This is a genomic window from Pseudoalteromonas sp. meg-B1, from assembly GCF_003173795.1.
GTDB lineage: Bacteria > Pseudomonadota > Gammaproteobacteria > Enterobacterales > Alteromonadaceae > Pseudoalteromonas > Pseudoalteromonas undina.
In genome coordinates, this window is the sequence record NZ_QGQU01000004.1 from 236,022 (window position 1) to 255,438 (window position 19,417).

Here is a 19,417-nt window from a genome sequence, read left to right on the forward strand (position 1 = left end):
ATATAAAATTCATAGCCAGTTCATTTTATGCTCATTTTACAGTCATTCATCCCAACGAACCGAGTATATCTACCCGAATGGTATCTGGAATTTCATTATAAGAAAGAACAACTAAGCTACCCTTAGTAAAGGTTTTTGCGTAACGAGCTAATAGCGGCCGAAGCTGCGGCACCACAATTAATGTAGGCGTTACCCCTCTTGATTTCATGTCTTCGACTATCATCGGCATTGTGCGTTGAAATTGCCCTAGTAAATTAGGGTCTACCGCAAAACTATCTAGTACAACTTTGCCAGCCTGCATAGCTTGATCAAGTGAGCTTTGTAAGGTGCTTTCTAGTTTTTCATCTAAGCTGTAGGCACTGAGTTCATCACGATTACCCATCACCTGTTTTACCAATACTTTTTGCAGTGCGCAGCGTACGTCTGAAACCAGTAAAATCGGATCTTTAGTTACCTCAACACTGTCTATTAATGTGCCGGCGATAGTGACTATGTCTTTAATACTTATGTGTTCTTTTAGTAGTAAACGAATCACTTTTAGCTGTAAATTAGTCGGTAATGCTTTTTCGAAGGTTTCGGCTAAGCTAGGTGAGATTTCTTTTAGTCGCTCATTAAGCTTTTGTACGTCTTCATAACTAAATAACTCATCTAAATGTTCTTTGATCACTTTGCCGGTATGAGTAGCAATAATGGTGCCTAAATCAACCACTGAGTAACCCATATTCAATGCTTGGGTTTTACTGTCATCTTTTATCCAAACAGCCTCAAGCCCATAAGCAGGATCAGTGGTTAATTCACCATCTAAGCTGCCGTATACATCACCGGTGTTTAACGCGAGTAATTCTTTGGCGTTTACATTAGCACTTGCAACAGGCACACCGGCTAAGTTTACTTTGTATTCTTGTGGGTTTAATTTTAGGTTATCTTTTATTCTGATCTCCGGTAATAAAAACCCAAGTTGCTCAGAGAGATTTTTACGCACACCTCTTAAGGTTTTTACCAGCTCTTCCCCTTTATCTTTATCGGCTAAATAAACCAAACGAAAGCCAAGCTCAACCGACAACTTATCAACATGAGAAATATCTCCCCATTCTAAGTTAGCCTGTTGCTCACTTAAAATAGTGTCGGTCATTTGTTCGGCTTCAATTAAAGAGTTATCGGGGAGAGAGCGCTGTAATCGCCAAGCAACATAAAATAATGGCGCGGCAAACCCTAAAAAGGCGACAGTGGGCATCCCAGGCACAATACCAAGCGTAACCATAATCAAAGCAGCAGTAAAAATAACACGTGGAGAGGCAAGTAACTGCTTACCTACAGCTTCACTTACATCGCCTTCATCGTTCATACGCGTAACAATAATTGCAGCAGCAACCGCGAGTAATAACGAAGGAATTTGCGCAACTAAGCCATCACCTATGGTTAACAGTGCAAAACGCTGAAACGCTTCGGCTAAGCTTAAACCATGTTGAAAAGCACCTATTGAAACACCGCCCAACAGGTTGATCACTAATATAATTAAGCCAGCTATAGCATCACCGCGTACAAACTTAGATGCACCATCCATAGAGCCATAAAAATCGGCTTCTTGGGCTATAGTACTGCGTCGCTCTTTTGCTTGCTCAGGGCCAATTAATCCGGCATTTAAATCCGCGTCAATTGCCATTTGTTTACCGGGCATGGCGTCTAGAGTAAAGCGTGCAGCCACCTCAGAAATACGCTCACCGCCTTTGGTAATAACCACAAAGTTAATCACCATTAAAATAACAAACACCACAATACCAACGACGTAGTTACCGCCTATAACCACTTCACCAAACGCTTGAATAACGCGACCTGCCACATCTGAGCCTTCATGGCCATGCAGTAATACCACACGTGTTGAAGCAATGTTTAGGGTTAAACGCATCAAGGTGGCGACTAACAAAATAGTCGGAAATACAGAAAAATCGAGCGGCTTTTTAGTAGACACAGCGACTAACAATACAATCACCGACAATACAATGTTAAAGGTAAACAATGCATCTAATAGCCATCCTGGTAATGGCAAAATAACCATCGACAAAACAGCTAACAGCAAAATAGGAATAGCGGTATAAGGTTGAGTAAAACTGCGCCAGTTCAAATTATAACTCCAACATCTAAGGTTTCTGTAAGTTTTTAGGGATTGTTAATTCAGGCAATGCTGCGGGTGCTTGCCCACGTCCTTGCTTATATGCTTTTAGTTGCAATACATAGGTCAGTACATAGGCAACGGCGCTGTATAGGCCGTTGGGCACTTCTTGGTCGACCCGGGTCGAAAAATAAATAGCCCGTGCTAATGCAGGGATTTCTATTATTTCTTTGTTATTCATACGGGCCACTTCGCGAATTCTCAGCGCCATTTCATCTACGCCTTTAGCAACAACATAAGGGGCTTTAGCCGCTTCTTCACTGTATTTTATTGCCACAGCATAATGAGTAGGATTGGTCACTATCACATCGGCAGTGGGTACACGCTCTTCAATTTTTCTATTCGATTGCTGATATTGTATTTGCCTAATTTTATTTTTTATCTCAGGGCTACCGTCTGAAGATTTACGCTCTTCTTTTACTTCTTGGTGGGTCATTTTTATTTTATCGGCAATCTGTTTTTGCTGAAAAGGCACATCAATAACTGCAATAAAAAGTAGTAAAGTTACGGTGATCATTAACGATAAAAATAACAACTCAATGCCTTGGCCTATCGCCACTTTTATATCTAAGTTTTGTAACATCATCAGCTGCATCCACAGCTTAGTTAAAAAGGTATATAAGCAAATCGCCAGTAAGGTTATTTTTAGTATTGATTTAAGTAGCTCAACTAACGACTGTTTACCAAACATTTTGCCTAACCCGGTTAGTGGGTTGAGCTTGCTCATTTTTAGCGCCACGAGTTTTTTTGAAAACACAAACCCGCCAGGTAAACACCCAGTGATCCACATTGCGCAAAAGCTTAATAATAAAAACGGCGTAAGGGTTGATAGCATATTCATAATGGCGTCGCCCAACGCGATGGGCATCATTTTTTTATTATTTATAATCGTATGATCCAGCACCATAGTGCTGTTCATTAAGTTAACAAATAAGCTGTAAAATAAATTGGCAAACCACAATAGCCCAGCAATACTAACCATGAGTAAAATAGCGGTATTGAGCTCTTTTGAGCGCGCGACTTGGCCGTCTTCTTTGGCTTTTTTTAGCCGTTTCTCTGTGGGTTGTTCTGTTTTTTCTTGCGAGCTATTTTCAGACATACCGCTACCTCATCGCCTGTGCAAAGGTTGTTAGCACATGATACGTTAGCCTTGAAAACGCACTTCCTGTGTACTCTAAGGTCATAAATACGCAGAAAAACCCCATCAATAGCGACATAGGGAAACCCAATACAAAAATATTTAATGACGGCGCCGCCCTACTTGCTACACCAAAGGTTAAGTTAACCAATAACATGGCGACTATCCCTGGTAGCGACAGCAATAAAGCAGAGGAAAACATCCACGCAAACAACATAATAATCGCCTGAATATCAAACTCATAAATACTGCGACCAATCGGAAAGCTATGAAAGCTCTCTACCATAACTTGTAGAGTTATTAAGTGACCATCTGCGGCAAAAAACAGTAATGCACACATAATCCAAAATAACTGTCCCAATAATGCCACTTGGTTTCCACTGCCGGGGTCCATAACTAGCGCCATTGATAAACCCATTTGCATGGATAAGATCAGCCCTATCATTGCCATTACTTCAAACAAAATACGCAGCGATAACCCCATCATTACCCCAAAAATAATTTGTTCGAAGGTTAAGATGGCGGCATCTAAAGAAAACAAGTCAATAGCAGGTGCAAGTGGTAACTGCGGAGCAACTAAAAAAGCCAACATCATAGACACTAAAATACGAGAGCGCGGCGTTACCGCCGGATTGTCAAATACCGGCATAGACCATAAAAGTGCAGAAAAACGTACAAATGGCCACCAAAGCGTGCCCATCCAGCTGACTAAGTCAGTAGACGTTAAAGCAAGTAATGAGCTCAACCAAATACTCCAGGTAACATAAATTTGAGCTTATCAAACCAATCAATCAAAATTTGTAGCATCCAATGCCCCGCAAACACCACCATTAATAAGGTTAATAGCATACGTGGTAAGAACGTTAGGGTTTGCTCTTGAATAGAGGTCGCACCTTGAATAATGGCCACCACAATACCTAGTATTAAACCCGGCACAATTAAGACTAAAATCAGTTTTATGATGGTGTAAACCGCGCTTGAAATAAGCTCTACCGACATTTCTGGGGTCATGGTGACATTCCAAATGTTGCTGCCAGCGTACCTGCTATCATTGACCAGCCATCGGCAAGTACAAACACCATGAGTTTGAACGGTAAGCTAATGATCAGCGGTGATAGCATCATCATACCCATAGACATCAGCACACTACTGACAACTAAATCTATAATTAAAAAAGGAATAAACAACATAAAGCCAATTTGAAAAGCGGTAGTAAGCTCACTTAGTACAAAGGCAGGCATTAATACTTCAAATGGAATCTCTTGCGCGGTGAGTGTAGTTGGCTCATTGGCAATTAATAACACTTGGCGTAATTCACTTTCGCGAGTTTGTCTAAGCATAAAAGCACGCAAAGGTTTTTCTGCAGTGAGTAAAGCTTCCTCTAATCCTATGGTTTGCTGCTGAAAAGGCGTATACGCGTTTTGATAAATATCTTGCCAAACCGGTCGCATAATCAACATGGTGAGCATCAGTGAGATGCCAATCAAAATTTTATTCGGCGGGCTTTGTTGTAACCCCATAGCTTGGCGCAAAATCGCCAATACAATGATGATTCTGGTAAACGACGTTAAAACCATCAGTAGCGCAGGCAATAAACTCAATACCGTCATTAATAAGAGTATTTGCAGTTTAACGCTGTAGTCTTGTCCGTCGGCCGTATCTTTTAGAGAAAACAGCGTAAGTTCTTCTGCATGTAGCCAGCTTGGTAAAAACAACATGATTAACAGTAGGCTAACTTTAAAAATTACGCGTTTATTCATTTGTTTACTGATCCTTTGCGGTATCTGTTTGAGCAAATTTCAAACCATACTGCCCTTCAACCATTACCACTTCTGCTTTAGCAAAAAATACCCCATTCACTTTTACATCAAGCGCTTCACCAGCTACTTTGTCTAGCTTAAGCACGTCGCCTTCTTTGGCTTGGCTAAGCTCGCCTAAGGTAATTTCAGTACTTGCTACTTCAAGAGTAACGAGTAAAGGAACATCTTGAAAAAATGACATATTTCCTTCGTTAGTTTTATCAGCAGATTTATCATCAAATCCATCAAAAGCATCAAGCTCTAAGCCCGCTAAGGCGCTATCAAGGTTCTCGTTCATAATTTAGTTACTCGTTGTATTATTTGATAATTGTGTAATTTGAAATGCTAAGCCAGTCTCTTGCTCAACGACTTGGCCTTTAAATATTTGTTTATGGCCTAGGTTAAATAGTGCAGCTTCATTAAGTTCAATTGGTAATACACCGCCGGCCACACAAGCTTTTAATTGCTTTAAAGTGACTTTTTTCTTCGCCATTTCAATCTGACCTTGCACCGCAAACTGTGCCCACATATCAGTATTGAGAGTGTCACTATTTGCAGAATCTTGCTCGCTATCAGCTGCGCAAAAAAAGCTAATTGGCAGCCATAAAAACCAACTTATTACTTGGTTTTCTAATATAAACCGCACTTTAAAGGCTAAATATTGTAATGCTTCAGGTAAGGCATGAGACTTTTGTATCTCACCTAATAACGCTGAGCGTTCTTTAAATAATAAGCCTTGAATGCCCTGCACTTGGCGCTGTAGTAAACGACCACAAATACGGCTTTCTGTTGAGCTTAATTCGTTATTCACCTCATCAGAGACTTGCTCTGTGCTGTTCACATTATTAAATTGCCCACCTAAGCATAAATCAGCTGTTTTATATGCACTTTGATAATCAAGCGCTAAATAGGCCTCACCTTGAGTAGGGGCAAATAAAGGGCAGGCAAGAAATATCCTTGAGGATTCTTTAAACCAACTGCTAATAACCGAATGCGAACAAGGCGAAATTTCTACATCAAAACGGCTGTCGTTAAATAATTGGGCTAGCTCTAACTCCAAAGTTTTACGAATATTAACGTTTATATGCGCTGCTTTTTGTTGTGCTTGTTCATATGCTCTTTGCTCAAGCGTGAGTGCAAATGGCGTAATATGCTCAGAATCTTTCGCTTTAATTAACTTTGTTTTAGCGTTTAACGTTTTACTCATACCACTGTTTTTCCTGATTCATTTATATTCAGCTTATGTTCGTTTTTTTGCTTTTTTCAATTGGGCTTGTAGCTGTAAACGATTAACTATATCGCTGCGTAAGCGCTCATTTTTGCTTATCCACTCAACCCCTAAAAACATTAATTTTTCACTCACTGCACGGCGATACATCACTTTGCCAGCCAATCGATTGGTTTTATCAAACACCACAATAACTTTATTGGGGATCGTCTTTTCAGCAGGTACTAATAACCCCACACCGCCCACGCTAATATCTTTTGCCACACCATGGCATAGTGAAATATCAATAAAACAACGGCGTAATAACTGCACGCCTACTCCGCCAAGCTGAACTGACTCAGGCTCGTAATTATCTTTAAGGTTTAAGTTCCATCTTTTGTAACTTCGTTTAGTGTCTGGTTGGTTACTCATAATTCTCTTCAAGACGTAGCACGGGTTTGTTAGCCGTTGCCGCACCAGCCGCTTTTTTTATCGGATTGTTAATGTTGCTATCATCAAATAATTGGTTAAATTTATCCTGCGCATCTTTAGTTAAGATCAGCAGTTCAACACGTCTGTTTTCGCTGGCTTTCTTATTTTCTTTATTAATTGGCCGATTTGATGAAAACGCATTTACTTGAAGCACCTGACTTGATGGCATTCCGCCCATAGTCATTACTTTTCTTGCTTGCTGCGCTCTATCGCCAGAAATGTCCCAATTACGAGAGCTGCCATCAACAAATAAGCTGGCATCGCTGTGCCCAGAAATAATGATTTTGTTGTTAATGTCTTTAACTAAGCCGCCAAGGTATAGAAACAGATCTTCAAAAAATGGGGTCATTTGCGACTTTGAGCGTTCAAACATTTGATGATGCTTGTCGTCTCTAATGATCACTCTGAGCCCCAAGGGCACTTCTTCAACTAGTAAGTTATTTTTTAGTAACTCTTCTTTACTGAGTTCATCAATACTTTCCAGTAATAAGCTCAGCTCAGATGAAGCTTCAAATTGGCTATCAATCGCTGAATTTAACTTCTCGCCTTGCCCAGCTTTAGGCTCAACGGTGCCATCGGGCACTTGTAATACTTCACTCATTCCAGGTTTTGGAGAGTCCGGAGGCGTAATTCCCGACTCTAAGTGCTTAATTACAGAAGGAGATCCACCTAAATCAACGGGGAATGGGCTGTTTTGAGGATCAAAAATAGCGGGGCCACCATCAAAAATTGAGTGAGTTCGCATATAGTGTGCTATTTCTTCACGCTCAGATTCATTGGTGATCGCCATGATCCACATCACCATAAAAAACGCCATCATCGCCAAAGTAAAATCGGCAAAGGCAACCTTCCAAGCACCACCATGAGGCTTTTCGGTTGCTCTTCTTCGAGAGCGTTTGATGACGATTTCTTGATTTTTGTTTTCCATCATTAAGCCGCCTTGTTAGTGATCCACTCTTCCATGGTGGTAAAAGTCGGTTTAATTTCTTCATTAATTAATTTTCGGCCTGAATCAGTCGCCACAATAGGCACATGCCCTTTAGCATGCGCCACTAACATGGCACGCACACATTCAAACATTGCCACTTGTTTTTTTACATACTGCTCCATTGCTGAGGCAAGTGGTGCAATTAAACAGTAACAAGCAAAAATACCAATAAAAGTACCCACCAACGCCGCGGCTACATGGTAGCCAATTTCACTTAAAGGCCCATCAAGATGCTGCATGGTAATAATAATGCCGCCAACCGCTGCTAAAATACCAAAACCTGGCATAGCTTCAGCTATATTGGCCAGTGAATGAGAAGGTTTAAGACGTTGCTCTTCAATGGTATAAATCTCTTGCTCTAACATGGCATCAAAGTCATGAGAGTTTATTTTTCCCATACTAAATAAACGTAAGTTATCGCAAATAAAAGTAACTAGCTGTGGGAACTCATACACTTTAGGGTAGGCAAGAAAAATAGAACTGGTTTCTGGGTTTTCAACATGCTCATCTAATCCTTTAATGCCTTTCACTCTGGCTAAGTCTAATAAAGAGTAAATAACGAGTAGTAAGTCATGGTACAGCTCAGACGTATCGGTTCCTTTACCACTAATAAATTGATACTTTAATTGCGATAGCATTTCTGTCAGTACATACTTTGAATTACCCACAATTAGCGCCCCTAAGCCTGCGCCAAAAATAATTAAAAACTCGTATGGCTGCCACATAGTGGCAATGTTGCCGCCCGCAAACGCAAAACCACCTAATACTGTTGCAAGTACTACTATTAACCCTATAACTCTTTGCATTCTTTATTCCTTAGGTATTAGATTTTTTGAAGCGCTTGTGTGAGCGCTTCAAGTGCTTGTTTATGAAGTTGGCAAACACGTGCCTCGGTTAAATCGAGCGTTAACGCTATTTCTTTCATATTCATTTCGTGCATGTAATATAATTGCAAGAGCAGCTTTTCTCGGGTATTCAGTTTGCTCATCGCCACTTTTAGCATGGCTGCTGTCTCTTCTTTGTCGTGTGTATGTGCAGAGGTAAGCGCTAAATTAGGGTTAGCTTCCAATAGCGCTTCAAGGCTATCAAATGCTTCGGCTTGCTCACTGTAATGCAGTTGAATAAGCTCTTTATGGTTAATTCCTAACGCCTCACACATTTCGGTGTCTGTTGCATCACGACCGAGCTTTTTTTGCAGTGAACGGCTCATATCACGAAGCTGATGAGACTGCTGCCTTAACTGTCGTGGGCGCCAATCGACACGCCTAAACTCATCTAACATAGCACCGCGAATACGCTTAAACGCAAATGCAGCAAACTTCTCATCTAAATCCCGACCATAGCGACGAATAGACGACAACAGCGCAATAATGCCTATTTGATAAATATCATCATTATCGACAATAACACCCACTTGAGTGCGCATGTGCGCAGCCGCTCTATTCACCAAAAAAGAGTACTGCGATAATAGTTGCGTCTCTTTTTGTGGCGTTAAGGTGACTGGTGGTTCTGTTATTAACTCGCCCCACTCTTCTTGCAGCATCATAGCGATGGCCTATTGAATGAAGACGTTCGTAACAAGTACGTTATCCAATCGAACCGATACCGTATTAGCTAACACTAAATTAAACTGCTCTAATAAGTTTTTTTGTACAGCATCTATATCTTTAAAAGCGGCTTTTGCTTGGCTATGACTCATATTGGCAAACTGTTTTACCAGTACATTTCTTACAAGCGGCTCCATCGCCTCTGTGCCTGTGTTGTATACAGATGGTGAAGTAACAAGTACCAAGTCGAGTACTAAATAGCGGGCAATTGAGTCCTCTGATACGCTTATAATAAAGCGCTCCATTTCGTGGTATTCAACTTTTGTTATATCTGCTTGCGGACCTTCTTTTGATGAGTCACTGTCGTTAAAAAACTGTCCCGCAAAAAAGGCAGCCGCAATAAGTGCAATTACAGTTAAGGCTATTATTATTTTTTTCACTTTTATCTCTCTTAATCCAAGGTAGTTATACTAATAAATCCAACCAATCTAATGGCGATTTAGGCGTGCGAATGCTGTTGTCATCATCAATTGAAGGCATCTCAGTATGATTATTTGCAATGCCGCTATTGTCGCTTTGCTGTTGAGGTTGCTGCTGTTTATCACTCAAATTAACATCCACTGTACTGTTTGAGTTTTGCGACAAAGACTGACGTAACTGCTCTAAAGTTTGCGCTATGGCATCTCTAACCTGCGCATTACTCGTAGTTAAACTGACTGAGGTTTTATCCCCTTCGATATTGATAGATATTTCAATACTGCCTAGGTTTGGAGGATCTAATCTAATTTGCGCGCGCTGAAGTTGCTGGCCTATTTGCAGCTTTACCTTGTCGCCAAGTACATGCAATAAGCGCTGCCCCCATTCACTGGGAGCCTCTTTTAATTTCTCTTTTTGCCATTCAAAGCTCTCTGTCGCAGGTGCGGCAGATGAAAAAGCATTCACTAATGCTGATTTTTGATTGCTGCCTTCACGAGATTCAACGTTGAGAAGTTTCGATTGCGTGTTTTGTGTCAGTGCAGCAAGCTCGAGCTTACTGAGCCCAATACTCGGTTGTGCAGCTAGTTGCTCATTGGTTGGGCTACTTGATTGCGCGTGTCCATAAGTATTCAACACTACCGAAGGTTGATTTAATCGATTCAAAAGCGCTTGCGAATACAATGTTTGTGGTGCTTTGGCTAAATCGAGTGTATTTAATTCTTTATTAACGGGTGTATTCGCTGGCGTTACATTTATAGCTGCAGCAGGCACAGTTAAAACATCACTATGCACTGTCATATTTTGTACAGACGCAGTTTTAGCTGACTCTTGAGTTATAATGCCTTCTTCGTGCAGAGTCTCTAAAGGCTTACTCTTTAACTGCTCATCAATAACAAGTTGTGCTGGTGGTGTTTCCACTGCTGCAGTGCCGTTATCAAGAGCAAGGTTACTATTTGAGTTGAGTAAATTTGTGACAGGCGCGTTTATTTTATTGCTATCAAGATTATAATTTGCAGTGTTTAAAAAGTACGGATTTATTATTTCTTGTGTTTCTGCACTGGCATCTTCTTGCGCTAGTTGTTCTGAACTTTCTTGAGGTTGTTCACCTTGCACATTTTGCTGTTTTGTTTGCTGTTGCTTTGAAGAAAGCGTAAACGGCTCAAGCTCGCTCTGTAGTTCTTGCGCATCTGCAGGTGTACTACTTTTTAATATGGTTGGTTTATTAGTGGCACTGCCAAAGTCAGTCTTTGTCGCCATAGTATTTGCTTGGATACTCATAGTGACTGTCCTTGTTGTACTTTTTTATACGCAATTAAACCTTCTTTATCTTCCTGGTGGCGCTGCATTTGTACTTTAATAGCCGCTTGTTTTTGGCTCACTAGGTCGATTAAGTCAACGTAACGTGCTTTTAAGTTATTTTGTTCAGCCTTCATTGAACTAAAGCAAGGCATATTTTGCAGCTCATTATAAAATGCAAGCAGCTGCTTATCGGCTGATTTAACCTCATACCAATTACTCTCATGGATAGCATCTTCCATGGTGCTAAGTAATTGTTCCATTTTTTGCGCTGCGTATTTTTGAGAGTGTTCCATTAGCAATACTAAATTCATTATAAGTTCATGTTTCATTTAGCAATAAACAAGCCAACTTTAAGGCGCTGTTTTATAACAAAAAATAAAATAAAAACCCAAAAAGCGGAAGCGGAACTTCCACATCGGAAGGAAGTGATATGTTATTAATAATGAATTGAATAATTATTTAGGCAGTGGGGGGAGATATAAAAAAGCCGTGTTAAAAATGAAAAAACCAGCTATTGGTAGCTGGTTTAGATTTGTTTATTGTGTACCTAAGCCTTGCCACCCTTCTTGCAAGTTGGTCATCACTACACGGGTGGAGTCAATATAGTTCAAGTCATTTTTTATACTGGCTTGCAATAATGCTTGCCCACAATGCTGATAAAGGTTTTGCATGTTTTGCGCTACTTCACCGCCTTTTTCAAGATCTAATGAGGCCTCAAGCCCGCCTAAAATGCGCATTAGTTTTTCGATGCTTTCGGCTTTTTTATCGTATCTTTTTTGTTTTATGTGGCCTGTGACTTTTTCAAGCTCATCTGAAAAACCATCAAATAACATCAATACTAATTTATGAATATCGGCACTGGCCGCTTTTGCATCTACTGATGTACTTTTATAGGCTGAAAAGCCATCATTTAAATCTAACATCTATGTTTAGCTCCCAAATTGACCCATTGTAGATTCTAATTGTGCAATAGTCTGTTGCATTTGTGTAAACTGCGACAAATAGCGTTGGTACACTTGCTCCATAGACACTTCATGATCTTTTTGTTGCCTATTGACTATATTTAAGCTCGCTTGCAATGACTGCTTTTTATTCGTCATCAAACCATAGCTTTTAGTGAAAGGCTCAACGCGGGTTTCTAGCTTAGACAATAAACCGTTTTCACCTGTGAGCATGCTGGTTAACTGCTCAGGATTAGTAGCCATAGCTTCTTCAAGTTTTTTATTATCTATTTTTAAGTTACCGCTACGATCAAATTCAATACCCACAGAGAACAAGGTTTTACCTTCAAACGTACCCTGAAAATCGTTGCGTAAAGAGCGAGCAAGGCCGGCAGCCATATTATCTCGTTTTAAGTACTGGTTACTGGTAATGCCATTGGTGAGCGAATTAAATTTATCCACAAAACTTTGAATGTTTTCTTTAGAGCTTTCTTGATCTTGGGTAATTGATATATGAATTGGCTGATCGCCCAGCGACTGCGCCTGCGTTAAATCAATCGTTACACCATCAATAACCGTATCGAGTTTATTACTGCTTGAAGTGATTGTAAGTGCTGAGTTAGCCCCTAGTTTGACAATCGCATCTTGCGCTAAGGTTAAATCTTGTTTGTTTGTTATAGCATTGGTGATATCACTGCCATTGGCATCCGTACCTTCAGTAAAGCTCACCCCCACCTGATTAGCAGCACCCGACTCAGCACTGGTTAAAGTTAAAAAGGTTTCTGTGCCAGAGCGCACAACAGAGGCTTTAACACCGCTATTATCAACATGTGAGTTGATGGCATTAGCAACATCAGTTAATGATGCATCGGCGCCAAGGCTTGCAAAGTCAACACTAAACGCACTGCCTGCCAAATCAATACTCAACTCACCATCCGTGGTTAAAGCTTTAGCCGGATCAAAACTCAATGCCACTTGGTGTGCTTGTGCTAATTGCTCGACAAATACATCGTACTCACCGCTGGCTGCTGTGCCGCTTGCTGTTACTGCTAATGCGGATGAATTGCTCACCGTAGCGGTGTTAGCAAACAAGCTACTGGTATCTTTAAGATTGGTTTGTAAGTCATCAAAAAAGTTTGATAAATTACTTTTCAGGCTATCAAACGCCTTAATTTGATTGCTAAAAAGGCTACTTTTAGTACTTAATTGCTGATCTTTAGCGCTACGCTCAATTTGTGTATATTGTGAGGCTAATTGCCCAGGATTGATTCCTATTGCAGAGCTCATTTTAATCTCCAAGCATTTTAGTTATAAGCAAAAAAATCTAAAGTAAATATTTTTACTTATGACTATAAACAATAATAGCTACACCTTAGGTGTAGCTATGCATACTTAATTGATTAATCACTATTAACGAAGTAGTGAACCAATCATTTGTGTTGTGCTGTTAGCTGTGCTCAGTACCGAGATACCAGAGTTCATTAGCAATTGTTGCTTAGTCATGTTTGATGTTTCAGCAGCAAAATCAGCGTCCATTAACGTACCTACAGCAGCTTGAGTGTTTTGCTTCATGTTAGATACGTTAGTCATTGTATGGTCAAGACGGTTCATTGATGCACCAAGCGTTGAACGTGCAGTACCAATTTCGCCAACTAAAGTATCAACAAACGCAATCTGCGCTTGTGCTGTTGCAACGTCAGTAAATGCAGCAGCAGAACCAATGGCTGTTGTTACAGCACCTAACTGAGTAGAAATATCAACATTAAGGGTTTCTGCTGCACTTGAACCTACTTGGAAGTTAACCGCACCTGCACCAAACTTACCAGTAGCTGCTAAAAGTTTAGTTCCATCACCAAACGATGTGTTGTCCATGATGTTTGTAAGCTCAGTAGCTAGTGCTGTGTATTCTGCACTTTGTGCAGCCCATTCTTTTGCACCGTTTGTATCACTTGAACCTTGAGTAGCAAGTTCTTTCATGCGGTAAGCAATGTTAGTCATTTCATCAAACGCGCCTTCAGCAGTTTGCATCATAGACATAGCATTGTTACCGTTATATAAACCAGCGTCTTGACCACGTACCTGTGCGTTTAAGCGTGAAGCGATTTGTAGACCAGCCGCGTCATCTTTAGCAGAGTTAATTTTAAAACCAGAACCTAAACGCTCAAGTGCTGTAGACAAATCGTTGTTGCTACGACCAAGTTGGTTTTGGATTGACATTGAAGCCATGTTTGATTGAATTGATAAAGCCATGTTTATTTCCTCTTTGAATTAATAGCTAAAGTAATTAGTGAACCTAAATCACCTTCTAATAACTAAGAGCGACCATATTTTTAATTACCTAAACTTTTTTCTAATTATTTTTTATATTTTTTTAAGCAATGTATTCAAAGCGGGTAAAATAGGCATTTTCGCTAGCTAAAAGCAGATAAGAGGAATAATAGAAATAAAAAAGATGCAGCAATACTAGCTTGCTGCATTAAAAAATTAAGTGAGTGAGTATTGCACCATATTACGGGTAATGTTTGCCTGCGACATAATCGCAGCTACACTATTTACCCCAGGGTTTTGCATATGCTGTTTAACCCCTAGACTTAAAGCAAGTAGTTCATCAGTGTTAGCTAATGAACTAGCAGAGTCAAGCTGCTCTAGTTGGCTTTGTAATTGTTGTTTTTGTGCCTGAATTTTTATTAAATTCGCTTTTAAATGGCGCTGCGCACTTTGGATTTGCTCTCGGTGCTGAGCAATAGTGGCATTTTTATCGGCTATTTTAGCAAGTTCATTCAGAGGGTTATCTAAATCATTGAGCTGCAAAGAAATCGGGTTTCCTGCAGCAATTCGTACACCTTGACCACTCATCACCCAAGGCTCTAAAAGTGGAGCCGCATTATCTTTTTGCGCACTAAAAAGCAGACGGTTTTCACGATTAAGCTCAACATTTATATGATGTGGTGCAAACGCATTTTGAATGGCAGTTAAATTGGTTTTTTCATCTTGATAGGCTGGTATCTTTAAGCTTAATGATTTGCCCGAGCGACCCATCACTAACTGGATATTTTCTTCATGTGGACGTGCGCTAAGCAGGTCTATATTTGCATTAAGCTGTTTGCTAATAGCGCGATTTGGATCCGTTATTTTCAGCTGGGTATCAAGTCCTGAGCCTTTTTTATTTGCTGTGTTTTGTAATGACGCTATTTGCACTTTAATTTGCTGTTGTTGCATGGGTTGTGGCTGAGTGTTAGCAGCTTGGGTATTTAATTGTTGTGCTAATTTTTCAAGCCCCATATACAAATTACGAATAGTGCTTTCGCTTTGTTCGGCTTTTGCTAGCGCTTGACTCAGTGCCCCGCGCTGCGCCCAGCCAGTCAGTACTTTAACTTGGTCCTCTCTGGCAACAATTTTGTTTTTCCACAAATTGTTAGCAGAATCCTTTGTTGATGTAACGAGTGCATCCGATTTATTGGTATTAACCAAGTCAATTGCTTGCGCTTTTTCGCTACTTTTAACCAGCATAGTTAGTTCCTGAAAGTATTATAATTTTAAATGTATGAAAACAATGAAAGTTTACTTACTGTCGAGTAAACCTGCATCGATGATTCATACGCCGCCATAGATTCATTCATCGAAATAAACGCTTCTGGATAATCTACAGCACTCAAATCGTCCTGCAAGTTAACCGTAAATGTGGTGATATCTAGATTACTGGTAGTAATCGAATCAAGCGAAGCCATAGTAGAGCCTATGGTGGTCACTTGGCTACTAATAGTACCTAAAAAGTCAGCTAATTTATCTATCATCACCCGTGATTGATTACCAACACCACCTGCTGGCGGATTATTTACATCAACAAGATAGTCTTGCATGGCATTTAAAAAACCGGCACCGGGGTCTAAATCATTACCTACGATATTGTTTTTTACACTTGAGTCGTCAGATACAGCGACTTCTCTGACAATATCGTCACCGGCATAAACATAATTACCCGTCGCATCAATTTGAAACGGTTTTTCATCGGTTTTACTACCCGAAAAATAATATTGTCCATCGCTGTCGGTTGCATTTAGTAAATCAACAATTGCCGGAAAAGCCACACTCATTTCTTGGCCGAGTGCTTTAATTTCTGCCTCGCCCATTGAACCATCAGCTGCAGTGGTAATTAAACTTTGCAGTGAATATATTTGGTTAACAATACCGGTTAGCTGTACTTCTTGTTGACCTAATGAAAAGTTAACTGCATCCATATTGGTTTTGTATTGCTCTAACGATTTTATTTCTGAACCTAGGTTCATGATCATTACAGTGCCGAGCGGATCATCTGAGGGCTTAAGAATACGCTTATTGGTTGCTAACTGAATTGATTTTTCGTTAAAGTTTTCAGTATTACTTTGAATGTTTTTGATTGAATTTAAATGAAACTGATGACTACTAACTCGCATAACATTGCCCTTTTAAAACATTTGCAGTAAAGATTTAAACATTTGATCTGCTGTGCTGATCACTTTGGCATTGGCACTGTACATTTGTTGAAAATGCATTAAGTTTGCCGCCTCTTCATCAAGGTTCACCCCGCTGTAGCTATCGCGCGCAGCAATGGCGTTTTCACTTAAATTAGTAGCGGTGGTAATGCTATTTAAGTTTTGCTTACTAGTAATAGCAAGATCTCCTACTAATAACGTAAACTTATCGCCTTTTCCTGCCATTGAAGCAACAATATTAGCAATATTAGAGTTATCACCAGGTCCTGAGGTACTACTGTCTTTAAAACCAAGTTTATCAGTGGTGATCGCAGGGTTAATCTCAATCGTCCCTAATGGGTTTAATGGGTTGTATGTAAACAGTGCTTCACCGGGGTCGTTATTTAAATCAAAACCACTTTGTAATGCACCGTTCATATCATCGGCAAGGTCGGCAACTAAGCTATTTAAGGTTGCAAAAGTTGGTTTTATTACATCGTTATCAACGCTTATTAAGCCACCAAATTGACCACCAACGTTTTTATCAAGGGTGAATTCTTGACCAATAAAGTTACTCGTTACTGTTGTTCCATTTACTGAGATTGATGCCGCTTTACTCCCTACCACCAGCGGGGCACCACTTAAGGTACTAATATCAATAAAGCCATTATCTCGCTCAACAATAGATACGCCAATATGCCCTGATAACTGGTTTACTAGGCGTTCTCGATTATCTTTTAACTCTGCGGTTGATTGCTTGTTTGCTGTTGCTAATCCAATGCTACTGTTAATTTCGGCTATTTGCTTAGTAATAGAAGACACATTAAGCGCCACATTACTCATTTGTGCATTTAACTTTGTTGCTTGTCCTGCCAAAGCGCCATTAATTTGCGCAATATCTTGCATAAAGCCCTCTGCAGAGGATAAAAATTGTTGCCTGAAAGCCTGTGAATCAGGCTTGGTTGCTGCAGCATTGAGTGCATCTGTTAGGCTTGCAAGGGAGTTATTTAAGTTTAACGAGTCGGTACCAATTATTTGCTCAATAAAACCTAGGTATGACTGTTTGTTTTCATAATAAGTGGTATCAGAATTAGTGCGCCAAATATCGTCATTTAAAAAGGCGTCAACAACCCGGTCTACAGATGCCACCTCAACCCCGCCTAAATATACATTAGAGGTTTTAAATTGAGCTTGCTGACGCGAATAACCCTCAACGGCTGCATTCGCGACATTTTGCCCTGACACAGTCAGTGCAATATTTGCAGCATTGAGGCCGCTTAACGCGTTATTTAACATAGACATAATTAACTACCTAATCGTATTAGCATTCAATGGCTGAACAAATGCCGATCCCGCATAAATATCATAGCTTTGGGTTGGCTCAACGCTTTCAGCACCTTTATATTGATCATTAGCGACCAAGCTTTGGCTATTCTTAAATGTATTTTCTATGGGGGCAATTTTCTCATCAAACTGCTTAACAATCGCTTCGGCTAAACCCAGTTGATGAGTTGACGCTAAATGCTGCGCGGTTTGAGCATTATGCATATCTCTAAATTGCGCTTGCTCGTTACTATTAAAAAAACCATTGTCACCGGCCATAGTTTTGGTGGTGCTATCCATACTTTTTAATACCAGCTGTAAAAAAATAGCTTCAAACTGCTCTGCCGCCTGTTTAACGCCTGCCTCACTGTTGCCAGTAATGTTTTCAAGATGGGTCGGGTCAATCGCTAATGACTGAGATAATTGGGTTGATGACTCTATTTTCATGGCTATTTCCTTTAAATAACTAATAGCTCGGCTTCTAGAGCCCCAGCATTATCAAGTGCAATTAATATCGACATAAGCTCGGCTGGCGTTGCGCCAAGTGCATTTACCGCTTTTACAATTTCATCTAATGAGGTGCCTTCAGGCCACAACAGCATATTTTTTTGTTGTTGATCTACTGTGATATCACTTGATTGCGTGGTCGTAGTTTGGCCATTTGAAAACGGCCCTGGTTGCGACACTTGCTCTTGTTCACTTATGGTAATGGTTAAATTGCCATGGTTAACCGCAGCCTGATTAACTCGCACTGTATTGTTCATTACGACAGTACCTGTGCGGCTATTAAATACAATTTTTGGGCGCTCAGAACCTTGCTCTACAGTAATATCTTGTAGCATCGACATAAACGTGTTGCGACTATTGGCATCGCTTGGCGCACTAACCACTAAGCGCGCCCAGTTTTCAGCAGTAGCTACATCAGGCCCAAATACTTTATTGATAGCACGTACAACATTGCGGGCAGTTTGATAATTTGGATCTTTTAAATTAAGAATTACATCGCTTTGACTTTCATACATAGTCATAACACTGCGCTCAATAATTGCACCATTAGGAATAAGCCCTGAAGTAGGCACATTAACAGTCACCGAGGAGCCACTTTTACCACTGGCATTAATACCACCCACCACTAAATTACCTTGTGCTAGCGCATACACTTTGCCATCAACCCCCTTTAACGGGGTCAACATTAAGCTGCCACCATGTAAGCTTTTTGCATCACCCAATGAGTTCACAGTTACATCAATGGCTTGGCCTGGGCTTCCCATTGGCGGCAACGTAGCATGGACAGCAACAGCCGCTATATTTTTTGATTTTGGTAATCGCTCTTCATCTACAGAGACACCAAATTGCTTTAGCATATTACTTAGCGATTGGCCGGCAAATTTTACTTGGGCTTTATCACCCGACCCCGGCAAGCCCACTACTAAACCGTAACCCACCAGTTGGTTTTCTCGCACACCTAGCACATCAACAATATCTAATAATGGACGTGCTTTGGCGGTCACAGTTGCAGGCGCTAATAGGCTAAAAAAGCACACTAGCATTAATAGTAAATATTTCATTAAAACCTCAGTAATCC

The 19,417-nt window shown here is 40.4% G+C and carries 22 protein-coding genes; all 22 read right to left on the reverse strand.

All coding sequences use genetic code 11. The annotated features are described in order from the left end of the window. Positions 1-46: 46 nt before the first annotated feature. On the reverse strand, positions 47-2,122 hold the full coding sequence (gene flhA / locus DK924_RS15180; RefSeq protein WP_010391191.1) for a flagellar biosynthesis protein FlhA: 2,076 nt from the start codon (positions 2,120-2,122) through the stop codon (positions 47-49). A 16-nt stretch (positions 2,123-2,138) separates the two neighbouring features. Further along, positions 2,139-3,269 carry a flagellar biosynthesis protein FlhB gene (gene flhB / locus DK924_RS15185; RefSeq protein WP_054202069.1) on the reverse strand — a complete coding sequence of 377 codons (1,131 nt, stop codon included), beginning with the start codon at positions 3,267-3,269 and terminating at the stop codon, positions 2,139-2,141. A gap of 4 nt (positions 3,270-3,273) precedes the next feature. Next, a complete protein-coding gene (fliR, locus tag DK924_RS15190; RefSeq protein ID WP_054202068.1) occupies positions 3,274-4,053 on the reverse strand; it encodes a flagellar biosynthetic protein FliR in 780 nt (259 codons plus the stop codon). Continuing rightward, positions 4,050-4,319, reverse strand: coding sequence for a flagellar biosynthetic protein FliQ (locus DK924_RS15195; protein WP_010391187.1), 270 nt, complete (start codon positions 4,317-4,319; stop codon positions 4,050-4,052). Before DK924_RS15195 ends, fliR begins: the two co-directional genes overlap by 4 nt. After that, positions 4,316-5,068 (reverse strand): flagellar type III secretion system pore protein FliP, encoded by a 753-nt coding sequence (gene fliP / locus DK924_RS15200; protein ID WP_109875584.1) that lies wholly within the window; start codon positions 5,066-5,068, stop codon positions 4,316-4,318. Before fliP ends, DK924_RS15195 begins: the two co-directional genes overlap by 4 nt. A 4-nt stretch (positions 5,069-5,072) precedes the next feature. Then, positions 5,073-5,405: a FliM/FliN family flagellar motor switch protein gene (locus tag DK924_RS15205; protein ID WP_055011667.1), complete on the reverse strand. Its 333-nt coding sequence runs from the start codon at positions 5,403-5,405 to the stop codon at positions 5,073-5,075. Positions 5,406-5,408: 3 nt separating this feature from the next. Continuing rightward, positions 5,409-6,314, reverse strand: a complete 906-nt coding sequence (locus tag DK924_RS15210; RefSeq protein ID WP_109875585.1) for a FliM/FliN family flagellar motor switch protein — start codon at positions 6,312-6,314, stop codon at positions 5,409-5,411. Between the two features lie 33 nt (positions 6,315-6,347). Further along, a complete protein-coding gene (locus tag DK924_RS15215) occupies positions 6,348-6,746 on the reverse strand; it encodes a PilZ domain-containing protein (protein ID WP_109875586.1) in 399 nt (132 codons plus the stop codon). After that, entirely contained in the window at positions 6,739-7,737 is a 999-nt protein-coding gene (locus DK924_RS15220; RefSeq protein ID WP_081374122.1) for a flagellar motor protein MotB, read from the reverse strand. Before DK924_RS15220 ends, DK924_RS15215 begins: the two co-directional genes overlap by 8 nt. Then, complete coding sequence (motA, locus tag DK924_RS15225) at positions 7,737-8,600, reverse strand: flagellar motor stator protein MotA (protein ID WP_010391179.1); 864 nt, start codon at positions 8,598-8,600, stop codon at positions 7,737-7,739. The genes DK924_RS15220 and motA overlap by 1 nt, the downstream gene beginning before the upstream one ends. A 17-nt stretch (positions 8,601-8,617) precedes the next feature. Then, a complete protein-coding gene (locus tag DK924_RS15230) occupies positions 8,618-9,340 on the reverse strand; it encodes a FliA/WhiG family RNA polymerase sigma factor (RefSeq protein ID WP_109875587.1) in 723 nt (240 codons plus the stop codon). A 9-nt stretch (positions 9,341-9,349) separates the two neighbouring features. After that, the gene (locus DK924_RS15235) at positions 9,350-9,781 is read right to left on the reverse strand and encodes a flagellar basal body-associated FliL family protein (RefSeq protein ID WP_109875588.1); all 432 of its coding nucleotides are present in this window, start codon (positions 9,779-9,781) and stop codon (positions 9,350-9,352) included. Between the two features lie 25 nt (positions 9,782-9,806). Continuing rightward, the gene (locus tag DK924_RS15240) at positions 9,807-11,096 is read right to left on the reverse strand and encodes a flagellar hook-length control protein FliK (protein ID WP_109875589.1); all 1,290 of its coding nucleotides are present in this window, start codon (positions 11,094-11,096) and stop codon (positions 9,807-9,809) included. Beyond that, positions 11,093-11,428 (reverse strand): hypothetical protein, encoded by a 336-nt coding sequence (locus DK924_RS15245; protein ID WP_010391175.1) that lies wholly within the window; start codon positions 11,426-11,428, stop codon positions 11,093-11,095. Before DK924_RS15245 ends, DK924_RS15240 begins: the two co-directional genes overlap by 4 nt. A gap of 225 nt (positions 11,429-11,653) precedes the next feature. Further along, complete coding sequence (fliS, locus tag DK924_RS15250) at positions 11,654-12,040, reverse strand: flagellar export chaperone FliS (protein ID WP_055011660.1); 387 nt, start codon at positions 12,038-12,040, stop codon at positions 11,654-11,656. Positions 12,041-12,046: 6 nt separating this feature from the next. After that, positions 12,047-13,345, reverse strand: a complete 1,299-nt coding sequence (gene fliD, locus DK924_RS15255; RefSeq protein ID WP_109875590.1) for a flagellar filament capping protein FliD — start codon at positions 13,343-13,345, stop codon at positions 12,047-12,049. A 123-nt stretch (positions 13,346-13,468) separates the two neighbouring features. Then, on the reverse strand, positions 13,469-14,308 hold the full coding sequence (locus DK924_RS15260; protein WP_010391170.1) for a flagellin: 840 nt from the start codon (positions 14,306-14,308) through the stop codon (positions 13,469-13,471). A gap of 234 nt (positions 14,309-14,542) precedes the next feature. Then, entirely contained in the window at positions 14,543-15,568 is a 1,026-nt protein-coding gene (locus tag DK924_RS15265) for a hypothetical protein (protein WP_010391168.1), read from the reverse strand. Between the two features lie 26 nt (positions 15,569-15,594). Next, the gene (gene flgL, locus DK924_RS15270) at positions 15,595-16,491 is read right to left on the reverse strand and encodes a flagellar hook-associated protein FlgL (RefSeq protein WP_013464386.1); all 897 of its coding nucleotides are present in this window, start codon (positions 16,489-16,491) and stop codon (positions 15,595-15,597) included. Positions 16,492-16,503: 12 nt separating this feature from the next. Then, positions 16,504-17,811, reverse strand: a complete 1,308-nt coding sequence (flgK, locus tag DK924_RS15280; RefSeq protein WP_109875591.1) for a flagellar hook-associated protein FlgK — start codon at positions 17,809-17,811, stop codon at positions 16,504-16,506. Between the two features lie 6 nt (positions 17,812-17,817). Beyond that, positions 17,818-18,279, reverse strand: coding sequence for a rod-binding protein (locus DK924_RS15285; protein WP_010391160.1), 462 nt, complete (start codon positions 18,277-18,279; stop codon positions 17,818-17,820). A gap of 11 nt (positions 18,280-18,290) precedes the next feature. Beyond that, positions 18,291-19,400, reverse strand: coding sequence for a flagellar basal body P-ring protein FlgI (locus tag DK924_RS15290; protein ID WP_109875592.1), 1,110 nt, complete (start codon positions 19,398-19,400; stop codon positions 18,291-18,293). Positions 19,401-19,417 lie beyond the last annotated feature (17 nt).